The organism is Insulibacter thermoxylanivorax (genome assembly GCF_015472005.1).
GTDB lineage: Bacteria > Bacillota > Bacilli > Paenibacillales > DA-C8 > Insulibacter > Insulibacter thermoxylanivorax.
Genome location: NZ_BMAQ01000003.1, coordinates 33,056 through 45,403, shown reverse-complemented (window position 1 = coordinate 45,403; position 12,348 = coordinate 33,056). Strand labels below are relative to the sequence as shown.

General features: G+C 52.1%; 11 protein-coding genes. 10 read left to right on the top strand and 1 reads right to left on the bottom strand.

The annotated features are described in order from the left end of the window. Positions 1 to 176: 176 nt before the first annotated feature. Positions 177 to 2,162 (bottom strand): ABC-F family ATP-binding cassette domain-containing protein, encoded by a 1,986-nt coding sequence (locus tag PRECH8_RS01855; RefSeq protein ID WP_200965377.1) that lies wholly within the window; start codon positions 2,160 to 2,162, stop codon positions 177 to 179. Positions 2,163 to 2,503: 341 nt separating this feature from the next. Here PRECH8_RS01855 and PRECH8_RS01850 point away from each other — a divergent pair, with 341 nt between their 5' ends. The 10 genes from PRECH8_RS01850 to PRECH8_RS01805 all read left to right on the top strand — a co-directional run bounded on the left by PRECH8_RS01850 (position 2,504) and on the right by PRECH8_RS01805 (position 12,172). Then, entirely contained in the window at positions 2,504 to 3,376 is an 873-nt protein-coding gene (locus PRECH8_RS01850; RefSeq protein ID WP_200965376.1) for an endonuclease/exonuclease/phosphatase family protein, read from the top strand. Between the two features lie 66 nt (positions 3,377 to 3,442). Beyond that, positions 3,443 to 4,093 carry a 5-formyltetrahydrofolate cyclo-ligase gene (locus tag PRECH8_RS01845; RefSeq protein ID WP_200965375.1) on the top strand — a complete coding sequence of 217 codons (651 nt, stop codon included), beginning with the start codon at positions 3,443 to 3,445 and terminating at the stop codon, positions 4,091 to 4,093. Between the two features lie 69 nt (positions 4,094 to 4,162). Further along, complete coding sequence (locus PRECH8_RS01840; protein ID WP_200965374.1) at positions 4,163 to 4,651, top strand: MogA/MoaB family molybdenum cofactor biosynthesis protein; 489 nt, start codon at positions 4,163 to 4,165, stop codon at positions 4,649 to 4,651. Positions 4,652 to 4,833: 182 nt separating this feature from the next. Further along, positions 4,834 to 5,079 (top strand): twin-arginine translocase TatA/TatE family subunit, encoded by a 246-nt coding sequence (locus PRECH8_RS01835; RefSeq protein WP_200965373.1) that lies wholly within the window; start codon positions 4,834 to 4,836, stop codon positions 5,077 to 5,079. A 21-nt stretch (positions 5,080 to 5,100) separates the two neighbouring features. Then, positions 5,101 to 5,853 (top strand): twin-arginine translocase subunit TatC, encoded by a 753-nt coding sequence (gene tatC, locus PRECH8_RS01830; protein ID WP_242457384.1) that lies wholly within the window; start codon positions 5,101 to 5,103, stop codon positions 5,851 to 5,853. A gap of 367 nt (positions 5,854 to 6,220) precedes the next feature. After that, the gene (groES, locus tag PRECH8_RS01825) at positions 6,221 to 6,502 is read left to right on the top strand and encodes a co-chaperone GroES (protein WP_200965372.1); all 282 of its coding nucleotides are present in this window, start codon (positions 6,221 to 6,223) and stop codon (positions 6,500 to 6,502) included. A gap of 86 nt (positions 6,503 to 6,588) precedes the next feature. Beyond that, a complete protein-coding gene (gene groL, locus PRECH8_RS01820) occupies positions 6,589 to 8,208 on the top strand; it encodes a chaperonin GroEL (protein ID WP_200965371.1) in 1,620 nt (539 codons plus the stop codon). 247 nt (positions 8,209 to 8,455) lie between these two features. After that, positions 8,456 to 9,916, top strand: coding sequence for an MFS transporter (locus PRECH8_RS01815; protein WP_242457399.1), 1,461 nt, complete (start codon positions 8,456 to 8,458; stop codon positions 9,914 to 9,916). 169 nt (positions 9,917 to 10,085) lie between these two features. Next, positions 10,086 to 11,069: a dTDP-glucose 4,6-dehydratase gene (gene rfbB, locus PRECH8_RS01810; RefSeq protein WP_200965370.1), complete on the top strand. Its 984-nt coding sequence runs from the start codon at positions 10,086 to 10,088 to the stop codon at positions 11,067 to 11,069. Positions 11,070 to 11,425: 356 nt separating this feature from the next. Continuing rightward, on the top strand, positions 11,426 to 12,172 hold the full coding sequence (locus PRECH8_RS01805; RefSeq protein ID WP_242457383.1) for a glycoside hydrolase family 73 protein: 747 nt from the start codon (positions 11,426 to 11,428) through the stop codon (positions 12,170 to 12,172). Positions 12,173 to 12,348 lie beyond the last annotated feature (176 nt).

Here is a 12,348-nt window from a genome sequence, read left to right as displayed (position 1 = left end):
AGATGAAGATGAACGGAATGAAGAGATGAGTCTAAAATGAAGCTTAACGTGTGAGGCATGCCTTGGATTGCAAAGGTGAAATGTGCAGAAATCATACACTCCCGCAGAGTAAGATGAAATACAGATTATGATGAAAATGTTCCATAGGAAAGATGAGAGTGAGTGAAGCGGGGCGTTCACTCCATCAAGCGCCCCCACTCCTCATACAATTGTTCCAGTTCCTCGCGCTCGTGTTCCAACTGTTCATGCAGTTCTTGCAGCTTGACATAATCATGGAGATTGTCCGGATCGATGAGCTGCGCCTCAATGTCTGCGATCGTCTCTTCCTTGGCGGTGATCTGTGCCTCGACCTGTTCCAAACGGCGCTGTCTGGCCCGTTCTTCACGCCGTGCCTGCTTCTCTTCTTCATAGGTTCTCGCTGCAGAGCTCCGGGCAGCCTTCGGCACGTCTGAAGCGGAAAGGCGATTCGGTACTTGTTTTGCAGGTGCTGTTGGGACCGATGTTGAAGCCGGCTTTGCCGCGGTTCCTTTCCCTTCCGCTGAGGCGAGTTCATGGAGTTCGGCAAGCTCGGCTTTTTTCTCCACGTAATCATCGTAATTCCCGAGGTAAGTGCGGATACCGTCGGGACTCAGCTCCAAGATATAATCCGCCATCTTGTTCAGGAAATACCGGTCATGGGAGACGAAAAGCAGCGTCCCTTCATAATCGACCAGTGCGGCTTCGAGCGCTTCTTTGCTGTACAGATCGAGATGGTTGGTCGGTTCGTCGAAGATGAGCACGTTCGCGTTCTGCAGCATCAGTTTTGCCAAGGAAACCCTGGCCCGCTCCCCGCCGCTGAGATCGCGAATTCGCTTCTCCGCGGCTTCACCGCTGAACAGGAATCCGCCGAGCACCGTGCGGATCTCCACTTCATCCAGATGCGGATAAGCATCCCATACTTCATTCAGCACAGTGTTCTCCGGGTTCAGGTTCTCGTGTTCCTGATCATAATAACCGATCTTCACATTGGTTCCCCAAGTGATGCTTCCTTCCGGGGATTGCAGCTCACCGATCAGCAGCTTCAGCAGCGTCGACTTGCCGATGCCGTTCGGCCCGACCAAGGCGGCGCTGTCGCCGCGCTTCAGGGAGAGGCTGGCACCTTGGAAGATCACACGGTCCTCATAAGCATAGGAGAGTCCTTCGGCATGCAGGACGTCGCTTCCGGTCATGCGTTCGATCTGAAATGAAAAATGGGCGCGCTTGATTTCTCCCGGCTTGTTGATGCGCTCCATCCTCTCCAGCATCTTCCTCCGGCTCTTCGCACGCCCTGAGGTTGAAGAACGCGCAAGATTGCGCTGCACGAAATCTTCCAGCCTGGCGATCTCGGCTTGCTGCTGTTCATACTGCTTGAGCTGTTTTTCGTAGTTGGCGGCCTTCTGCTCGATGAATTTGGTATAGTTCCCGGTATATCGGACTGCCTTGGTGCCTTCGATCTCGATGATGGAATCGACGATGACATCGAGGAAATAGCGGTCATGGGAGATGATCAGCAGGGCGCCGCGGTAGTGCCGCAGATAATCTTCCAGCCAAGTGAGCGTTGGGATATCCAGGTAGTTGGTCGGTTCGTCCAACATCAAGATGTCCGGTTCTTGAAGCAGCAGCTTGGCGAGGGCCAGCCGCGTCTTCTGCCCGCCGCTTAGCGCACTTACCAAGGTATCCGCCGGATAGTCAGCGAATCCCATACCAGACAGCATGCTGCGAACTCTAGCATCGATCTCGTAGCCGCGCTGCTGGCGGAATTGTTCGGAGAGATCGGCATAGCGGCGCATCGCCGACTCCAGTTCCGCACCTTCTGCCGTCGCCATCTCCGCTTCCAGCTGCCGCAGCTCCTCTTCCATGCGCAGCAGGTCGGTGAAGACGGAGCGCAGTTCCTCATGCAGGGTGTTGTCCGAGCCGAGACCGCCGTCTTGGGCCAGGTATCCGATCGTCAGATCCTTCTGGCGATGGATCGTGCCGCTGTCATAGCTTTCCTCGCCGGCCAAGATGCGCATCAGCGTGGACTTGCCGGCTCCATTCACTCCGACGAGGCCGATCTTCTCTCCCTCGTTGATATGCATCGTGATATCCGTGAGGATGGGCGTGGCGGCATAATATTTGTGTATTCCAACTGCTTGCAGAAGCATGGTAAACCTCCAGGTGTCATGATCGTTGAAGTTTCGACATCGCTGTACCGACAGTGTTGACAGTAAATTTACGATTCTCGATGGGGCGAGAGAAATGGATGACTTTGATCGCTCGATATTTCCAGACCAGACATTGTCTGAATTAGTTAAGCATACGGACAGGTTCGAATGTCATATAGATAGATCTAAGATCAGATGAGGATCAGGTCTAGGAAAGTTCCGAAGCCGCTGAAACACGCAGCCCCGAGAAGATTTTCCCATTCATTGTGCATGTACACTTTCGCCTTCCCTGTAGTATTATAGTAGAAAAAGGGGGAATAGGGAAACGGGAGGTCGGCACGATGGGGTGGACACCGGTTGTTTCTAGGCCATTTTTGGTACCGCTTATTCTGGGGGTTGTGCTGTTTTATGGCACGATGGTTACCATCTCTATTCCAAGAACTGAGGAGAGGCATTCGGACGAGACCGAGATCCAAAGAACGGTGATGATTCCTTTGGGCAAAGAGCAATACCTTCGGGTGATGACATTTAATATCCGCCATGGCAAAGGTCTCGACGGCCGGGTGAATCTCAATCGGATCATCGACGACATTCGATATGGAGATCCGGATATTGTCGCCTTGCAAGAGGTGGACCGCTTCCATATCAGGAGCCGATTCACCGATCAAGTAAACGCTCTTAAGAAAGCGCTTAATATGGATGTATTTTTTTCCCCGTCCATCTACTACTTTGGATTCGCCGAATACGGCAATGCCATCTTAAGCAAATACCCGTTGTACAACACATCGATTGAATACTTGCCGGGGATCAAGGAAGACCGCAGTCTGTTGTCTGCTCAAGTGAAGGTTGGCGACTATGAGGTGACGCTTCTTGCGACACATCTGGGTGTGCTGGAGGAGGAGCGGGCGCTGCAGATGCCGATCATCCTGGATCGATTGCAGCAAGTGGAAGGGCCGGCGATATTCTTAGGCGACCTGAATATGGATACTTCCCATGAACTGCTTGCGCTGCTGACGGAACCTTGGACGAAGGCAGAGCTGATCCATGATACGGGTACCCATTATCTCGGCGCTGAGTTTGATCATATCTTCGCAGGATCCCATATCGATGCGATCCAAGCCTGGACGATCAAGACGGAATCCTCGGATCATCTGCCAGTGGTCGCAGAACTCCGGATCTTGGTGGAGGATGAGGAGGAACTTGTGTTAGACTGATAGCAATCAAGGCATGGACTTATAGCGTACAGATTGTTAAAGCCGTCAGAAAGGTCGAGTTCAAAGATGCATTTAGACGAAGTAAGAAGACGTAAATCCGAGCTTAGGAACAAAATCATCCAAACCCGTGACGAGCTTCCTCCCGAGGAGAGAAGCTCGAAATCTGAGGCGATCTGTGAGCGGCTGATCCAACATCTGAAACAAGAGTTAAAACTAGGACGAATGGACGGCCGCAGTGTACATAACCGCAGCGAAGCTCCTTGTACGATCCTCACTTATCTGTCTTTCGGTTCAGAGGTGGATCTCTATCCGTTCATCAGCTGGTGCTGGCAGCAGGGGGGTCGCATCGCTGCGCCGCGGACGATCCCCGCGGAGCGGGCGCTGGTGTTTCACTATATCGAAGGGTTGGCCGATACGGAACCTGTGCCCCCCTACGGCATCAGAGAACCGCTGGCGAGTCTGCCGGCAGTAATAGATCCGGCGGTGATCGACATGATCATCATGCCGGGAACGGCTTTCGATGAACATGGGCATCGCCTGGGTTATGGAGCGGGCTACTATGACCGTTATCTGGCACAGATCGCTGCGCGACTCGGCAAGCTGCCGCCACTGGTCGCCGTCTGTTATGAACTGCAGATCGTAGAGCAGATTCCGGCGGAGGAACATGATGTGAAGATGCAGGTCATCATTACTGAATCCAGGAAGATATATACATAATATAATGGAAGCGATATACTAGGGGCAGGAGTGAGCAGACATAAGCGAAGGTTCGGGAGGAGAACTCATATGCGCTGGAAAGCAGCGATCCTGACCGCCAGCGACAGGGGAGTGCAGAGAGAGAAGGAAGACGCTGGTGTACAGATCATCCGCGAGATGGTAGAAGAAGATTTAAACGGCACGGTGGTGGAAACCCGAATCGTGCCCGATGAGATGGATGAGATCACGGCGGCGCTCATCGAGATGGTCGACTATTATGATGCGGATCTGATCCTGACAACGGGCGGGACAGGCTTGGGGCCGCGGGATGTCACCCCGGAGGCAACGGCTCGGGTCATCGAACGCCGGGTGCCCGGCATCGCCGAGGCGATGCGTGCTGCCGGCTTGCAGCACACGAAGCAAGCGATGCTGTGGCGGGGCATATGCGGCATCCGCGGACGCACGTTGATCCTGAATCTGCCGGACCATCCGAAGTGGGTGTATGTCGGGCTGGCGGCTGTATTGGACATCTTGCCCGAGGGGCTGCAGTGTCTGACGGCAGCGGATGACACCCCCTGAGCTGATGGAGGAGCAAAGTTCCATCACAATTCTGACAAATTTATTACGACTCACCCCAAGTGTTGGACATATGTCACGCTGTATTGTACAATTTAATGGACTTATATCATTGACATTTGTGTTTGTGCGACTAACATACCGCTGACGGTTATTCCTTAACCGTGCATAAGGGGGATGACAAGATGTTAGGACAAATTGGGCCAGGCGGTTTTATCCTGATCATGGTCGTCATTCTGCTCCTGTTCGGTCCGAGCAAACTGCCGGAGTTGGGCCGGGCATTCGGCAGAACATTGCGCGAGTTTAAGCTGGGGGCAAGAGAGATCTTGGAGGACGAACAGCCTCTCAGCAAGGAAGGGACGAGCAGAAGTGAGCGCAATCCTTCGCTCGACGGTCCCATCGCCAGTCAAGAACGCAGATTACCGGAATAAACTTGCTGGCAGGTGAGCGGAGTGAAAGAGAATCGTGAGATGTCGTTTGTCGATCACTTAAGCGAACTGCGCAGCCGCGTGGTCCGCATTGTGATCGTTTTTGTTATTGCTTTGATCGCCGGCTTTGCCGTTGGACAGCCGATCATCGAGTATCTGATGCATGTGCCGCCGGCCTCGGGGTTTGAGCTGAACGTCTTTTCGCCTTGGGATTCGCTGCGCATCTATATTAATGTAGCGATGTTAGCTGCCCTGATGATCTCGCTGCCCTTTGCCCTTTATCAGATCTGGAGGTTTGTAAGCCCCGGGCTTAAGCCCCATGAACGAAAGGCGGCACTGAATTACATCCCGCTCGCTGCCCTGCTCGGCATCTGTGGGCTTGCGTTTGCTTATTTTGTCGTCTTTCCCTTGACGTTTTCCTTTACGCTCTATCTTGCGCAGTCGATGGGTTTGACGATGACTTATGGGATTACGCAGTATTTTTCCTTCATGTTCAATATCTTGATCCCGGTGACGCTGGTTTTCGAGCTGCCGGTGATCGTGCTTTTCTTGACGACGATTCACATCTTAAAACCAGCCTTTCTGATCAAAATTCGCAAAACCGCTTATGTGGTGCTTGTGATCATCAGCACGCTGATCACGCCGCCGGATCTGGTATCGGCGTTGATCGTCTATCTGCCGCTGTTGCTGCTATATGAGATGAGCATCTTCTTCTCGAAGCGGGTGCATAAGAAACAGCAGCGGAGGCTGTCTCTTGAGGAGCAGCTGCTGCATTAATTGATTAGATGTGTTTGCGCCGGCGTCCATCAATATCTTAGGTGTTGCTGGATCCGGCGTTTTGTATTGCGGTGAGATGCGCTTGCACGCCATACAGACGCCATACATAGCAGGTGTCATAGTTCGCCTTAAACAGGAATATTTTCTCAATAGGACGACCATGATATATAGAGGCGGACTGCTCATTAGCTGTTCTTTAGGAAGGGAGGATTATTTTTGTGATTTTTACGTAAAACCACTTGCAAAAAAGATTGGAAGTATTTATTATAATAATTGTTGTTAGCACCCAGTCTTAGCGAGTGCTAACAAGCCTGTCTAACATAACGACATAAGCATATTAAACATAGTAACAAGGAGGTATTCTCACATGATCAAACCATTAGGTGATCGCGTAGTGATCGAACCGATCGCGAAAGAAGAGACGACGGCAAGCGGCATCGTTCTGCCTGAAACGGCGAAGGAGAAGCCGCAAGAAGGTAAAGTCGTCGCTGTAGGAAGCGGTACTCTTAAAGATGGCGAGCGCATTCCACTAGAGCTGAAAGAAGGTGATCGCGTCATTTTCTCGAAGTACGCAGGCACTGAAGTGAAGGTGGATGGCAAGGAATATCTGATCATGCGTGAAGGCGACGTACTGGCGATCCTCGAATAAGGAGCGCATGAGATTTTATAAGATTCGCTCTAGCTTTGGCATACACGATATACTTAGAAAGAACTTTCGTAGGAGGTATGTGAATCATGGCTAAAGATATCAAGTTCAGCGAAGATGCCCGCCGCGCGATGCTGCGTGGTGTAGATGCTCTTGCAGACGCTGTTAAAGTAACGCTTGGTCCGAAGGGCCGCAACGTAGTACTTGAGAAGAAATTCGGTTCGCCGCTCATCACGAATGACGGTGTAACGATCGCGAAGGAAATTGAACTGGAAGATGCATTTGAAAATATGGGTGCGCAGCTGGTTAAGGAAGTTGCGACGAAAACCAACGATGTAGCGGGCGACGGTACGACAACGGCTACGGTTCTTGCACAAGCGATGATCCGTGAGGGTCTGAAGAACGTCACTGCTGGTGCAAACCCGATGGTTATTCGCCGCGGCATCGAGAAGGCAGTTAAAGCTGCTGTAGAAGGAATCCGCAGCATCGCTCAGCCGATCGAAGGCAAGCAATCCATCGCACAAGTTGCAGCGATCTCTTCCGGTGATGAGGAAGTTGGTCAACTGATCGCAGAAGCGATGGAGAAAGTCGGCAACGACGGTGTTATCACAGTCGAAGAATCCAAGGGAATCGAGACGGAGCTGGAAGTTGTCGAAGGTATGCAATTCGACCGCGGTTATACTTCCGCATATATGGTTACGGATACTGACAAGATGGAAGCAGTACTGGATGAACCGTACATCTTGATCACAGATAAGAAGATCAGCAACATCCAAGATCTGCTGCCAGTTCTGGAGAAGGTTGTTCAAACCGGCAAGCCGCTCTTGATCATCGCTGAAGACGTAGAAGGCGAAGCTCAAGCTACACTGGTTCTGAACAAACTGCGCGGTACATTCACTTGCGTATCCGTTAAGGCTCCTGGCTTCGGTGATCGTCGCAAGGCGATGCTCGGCGATATCGCAGCGCTGACAGGCGGCCAAGTGATCACGGAAGAGCTTGGCTTGGAGCTGAAGAACGCAACGATCGAACAGCTTGGACGCGCACGTCAAGTTCGCGTGACGAAGGAAAACACGATCATCGTCGACGGTGCGGGAAGCAAGGAAGATATCCAAGCTCGCATCAACCAAATCAAGAAGCAAATCGAAGAAACCACTTCGGAGTTCGACAAAGAGAAATTGCAAGAGCGTCTGGCTAAGCTTTCCGGCGGCGTAGCGGTAATCAAAGTTGGTGCTGCAACAGAAACCGAGCTGAAGGAGCGCAAGCTGCGCATCGAAGACGCGCTGAACTCGACGCGTGCAGCAGTTGAAGAAGGAATCGTAGCCGGCGGCGGTACAGCGCTGGTTAACGTCATCAAGAACGTAGCTGCTCTGGAAGCTAATGATGATGATGAGAGAACGGGTATCAACATCGTTCTGAAGGCGCTGGAAGCTCCAGTTCGCACGATCGCGAACAACGCTGGTGAAGAAGGTTCCGTCATCGTTGAGCGCCTGAAGAAAGAAGCTCCTGGCATCGGCTTCAACGCTGCTACCGGCGAGTGGGTGAACATGATCGAAGCGGGTATCGTAGACCCGGCTAAGGTTACTCGCACAGCGCTGCAGAACGCTGCATCCGTCGCTGCTATGCTGCTGACGACTGAAGCTGTGATCGCTGACAAGCCGGAGGAGAACAAGAACAACCCAGGCATGGGCGGCATGGACGGGATGATGTAATATAATTGCCCTTGTAACACGAGGGATTCTAGAAAGAGGTCTTTGAGACCTCTTTCTTTTTGTCTTACGCATCAGACGGCATCCGGCAGATCAATCATGTTGACAGGCGGTTCACAGATTTTTTAAAACTTCATGAGAAGATGACTTAAAAATTGTTCTATAATTATATATATGTCATTGAAATCATAAGCAGAGGGGTTACCATACATTGAACTGGATAAGAATATATAGTCATCCTGTCACGTTGGTGCGTCTGACCGGAGTTGTGGATGGGATCTCGCTGCTCATCCTGCTGGGGATCGCCATGCCGCTGAAATACTGGGCCGGTCTGCCCTATGCTGTGACGCTGGTCGGAACGATCCACGGCTGGATTGTGATGGTCTATCTGGCAGCCATCCTGTATGCCCAGATTCGCATCCAGTGGAATTTCTTATGGACTCTGGCCTCCATCCTTGCGGCCTTTATACCATTCGGTAATTTTGTATTGGAACGGATGCTGAAGCGGAAGCAGGAGCAGGGCCTATTCCCGGTGAAACCGATCCCGATCACTTGGCTCGTCTATGCGATCATCCTGTTCACCTTCCTCGATCTGTTCACGCAGCTGCCGGTAATGACCACCTATGCTCTTGCGCTGGGTGCAAGTTCGATGCTGGCCGGATTTATCGTGGGCATGTATTCTTTGACGAATACGATCGGCAATGTCATGGCGGGGATCCTGACGGACCGCTGGGGTGCTCATATGATCATCAAGATCGGGCTGCTCATGACGAGCTTCTCGCTGCTGCTCTATAACTTCGTCGAAGATGTCATGCTGCTGATGATCGTGCGCTTCGTGCACGGGTTCCTCGGCGGGTTAATCGTACCTGCTGCGTTCACCTACATGGCGAATCAGACGAAGAGCGAGAAGCAGGGCAGCCAGAGCGCGATCACCGGTTCCTTCGTCGGCATCGCGGCGATCATCGGTCCCGCCTACAGCGGCATCATGGCCAGCCGTACTTCTGTCCCCTTCGTCTTCACGACGGTGGCTGTGCTCGGCCTCGTGCTGTTCCTGGGGGCGCTGCTCTTCCTGCGCGACCGCCGCGCCAGCCGTAAGGAAGCAGCGGAAGACAAGAGGAAACGCCGCGCCGGCAAGTTGTCGCTGAACAGCGACATGATCCGCGCTTTTGTCGGTGCACTCTCCCTGATGTTCTCACAGGGGACCCTTGCTTATCTGCTGCCGGCACATGTTGAGTTGCTGGGATATAATTCCCGCGTCAGCGGCACGCTGATGAGCATGTTCGGCATCGTAGCGGTAGCGGTCTTCCTGTTGCCGACGAATCGGCTGTTCGACCGGATTCCGCCGGTATACAGCTTCGCAACCGGCCTTGGTCTGATGGGCATCAGCCAGATCCTCATCAGCCAGTCGTCCAGCACCGCGGCGCTTTATCTGGTGTTGACGCTGTATGGTCTAGGATTCTCCTTCCTCTTCCCATCGATTAACACTTTATTGGCCCATGGAACGACGCCGGAGAACCGCGGTCAGGCATACGGCATCTTCTATGCTCTGTTCTCCATCGGAACCGTGGCCAGCTCGTGGGGACTTGGACTGCTTAATATCTCTTATGTATCCGGATTCATCGTCACAGGCTGCATGCTGCTCACCTGCACGATCGGGGTGTTGGTCACGGCGAAGCATCGCGTGGCGAAGAGCGAATCGATGCATGTCTAAACATGTATAAATGTTGTAAGGATAGATGTGTTTGGGAGCCCGTCTCGGAAGAGGCGGGCTTCAGCGTTTGCAGACGTGTTCTGTGGTTAGGGGTCGTTAGGAGGTACCTTTTCTTGCAGACTTGTCATACAATAAGGGAAGTGAATGTTATCCTGGGAGGAGTCTTATCATGAGACTATTGGTGACCGGCGGAGCAGGATTTATCGGAAGCAATTTCGTGCATTATATGCTGCGGGAACATGAGGATATCCATATCATCAATTACGACCTGCTCACTTATGCCGGCAATCTGGATAATCTGCGAGAAGTCGAGGGACATCCTCGATATACCTTTATAAAGGGGAATATCTGTGATGCGGAACTGGTGGATCGAATCTGGCAGGAATATCAGATCGAAGCGGTTGTGAACTTCGCAGCGGAATCCCATGTGGATCGAAGTATCCAGGATTCCCGCGCCTTCGTGGAGACGAATGTCGTCGGCACGCAGGTGCTGCTCGAGACGGCGCGCCGCCGCGGCGTTCAGCGTTTCGTGCAGATCTCCACGGATGAGGTATACGGTACTCTAGGGGATCAAGGATACTTCACAGAGGAGACGCCCCTGAAACCGAACAGTCCCTATTCCGCAAGCAAGGCGTCCGGGGATCTCCTGGTCCGGGCATACTATGAAACCTACGGCCTGCCGGTGATGATCACTCGCTGTTCCAATAACTACGGTCCTTATCAATATCCGGAGAAATTAATCCCGCTGATGATCATCCGTGCTCTCCATGATCAGCCGCTGCCCGTATACGGCGACGGGCGCAATATACGGGACTGGCTGCATGTGAAAGACCACTGTGCAGCTGTGGATCTCGTGCTGCGGCACGGGAGGATCGGCGAGGTTTACAATATCGGCGGACACAATGAGCACCGTAACATTGATATCGTGAAGCGAATCCTCGCGCTGCTCGGCAAACCGGAGTCCTTGATCGAATTCGTAGAGGACCGGCTGGGCCACGATTACCGCTATGCGATTGATTCGACGAAGATCCAGCAGGAACTCGGCTGGAAGCCGAAACACACTTTCGAGACCGGTCTGGTGGAGACTGTCGCTTGGTATCAAGCGAATCGCGAGTGGTGGAGCAAGCTGATCGGCGATGCGGCGAGATCGTGATGGGTCTTGAGTATAGCCAAACCCCTATGATCGATTAGGTCGATCATGGGAACTACTCCAATGAATGTCTAATTCTATATTTTTAGAAGGAATCCTTTATTTTGCTTTGTTTGAGATTGAGTAAAATTGTATTAGTACCGTTGTCCATATTGGGCAGCGGTTTTTTTATTAAATATGCAGGTTCCATGATATGAAGTTTCCATGGATGTCCAGCGCATCGGTATTGGTTCATGAATACTTTGATATTAAGCAGTGATTCGAGACGTGAAGGTCGATAGTGTCATTGAAATGAATCACAACCGCTTGACCAGTAAACTTAAGTGAATCAACAGAACATCCCTTTGTAAGAAGGTTTATTGCCGCATAAGAAGGGAGTGGATGAAGTGACACGGGAAGAGTTTATAGCCGCAGTTGCTCCTGTAGCAGTTAAAGTCCGGGTTGACGGCGGTGTGTTGTTTCCGAGTGTGAGCATAGCCCAGACGATGTTAGAAACGGGCGGGAAGATCCATCCTTGGAACAACATCGTTGGCTATAAGGCAGGCAGCGGTCGGCGCACTCCGTATTGGGATGGCCGCATAGTTTCGCGGGAGACGTGGGAAGTCATAGACGGCGTAAGGTATGATCATGTACCAGCGGATTGGCGGGTTTATGATTCGATTGAAGACTGCCTGAAGGATCAGGCGCTGTTATTTATAAATAATCCAAGCCGTTATCAGCGGGTGATCGATGCCAGGTCGCCGGATGAACAGGCAGCGATGCTGCAAGCATCGGGATATGCGACGGATCCTCAGTACGCAAATAAGCTCAGATCGATTATGCGTACGTACAATCTTGAAATCTACGACAAGGAGGCTGAACAGGCCATGGAGAGAATCGCGGAGTTGGAGCGGCAAACGGCCGAACAGGTGAAGCTGAACGCTGAACTGCAGCGGCGGTTGCAGCAGTTGGAGCGTATGCACCAGATAGAAGTGCCGGATTGGGCGAAGGAAGCAGTGGATGCGGCGGTACGAGCCGGATATATCGACACACCGGACGGCGGCAGCCTTGACTTCTATCGATTGGTAACGGTGATGCATCGGGCTGGTGTATTTGATCAGAAGTAGCCGCTGAGCCTTGGTCTAATGTAGATAGCGAGAGAGGATGCGGCTGGTTAAAGTGCTGATCGTATCGTGATGTCGGCAGTTTTTTTTGTGTTTGGATGGAGGTGTGAATCGATAGGATTTATCGATTTAAGCCTGAAGATGCTGAATTAGAATGTGAGTCGACAAAAACTATCATC

What these genes read in the sequence shown, in the direction of transcription:
- groL (WP_200965371.1), top strand. Translation starts at nt 6,589, where the DNA reads ATGGCTAAAGATATCAAGTTCAGCGAAGATGCCCGCCGCGCGATGCTG.
- groES (WP_200965372.1), top strand. Translation starts at nt 6,221, where the DNA reads ATGATCAAACCATTAGGTGATCGCGTAGTGATCGAACCGATCGCGAAA.
- PRECH8_RS01845 (WP_200965375.1), top strand. Translation starts at nt 3,443, where the DNA reads ATGCATTTAGACGAAGTAAGAAGACGTAAATCCGAGCTTAGGAACAAA.
- PRECH8_RS01855 (WP_200965377.1), bottom strand. Translation starts at nt 2,162, where the DNA reads ATGCTTCTGCAAGCAGTTGGAATACACAAATATTATGCCGCCACGCCC.
- PRECH8_RS01840 (WP_200965374.1), top strand. Translation starts at nt 4,163, where the DNA reads ATGCGCTGGAAAGCAGCGATCCTGACCGCCAGCGACAGGGGAGTGCAG.
- rfbB (WP_200965370.1), top strand. Translation starts at nt 10,086, where the DNA reads ATGAGACTATTGGTGACCGGCGGAGCAGGATTTATCGGAAGCAATTTC.
- PRECH8_RS01850 (WP_200965376.1), top strand. Translation starts at nt 2,504, where the DNA reads ATGGGGTGGACACCGGTTGTTTCTAGGCCATTTTTGGTACCGCTTATT.
- PRECH8_RS01835 (WP_200965373.1), top strand. Translation starts at nt 4,834, where the DNA reads ATGTTAGGACAAATTGGGCCAGGCGGTTTTATCCTGATCATGGTCGTC.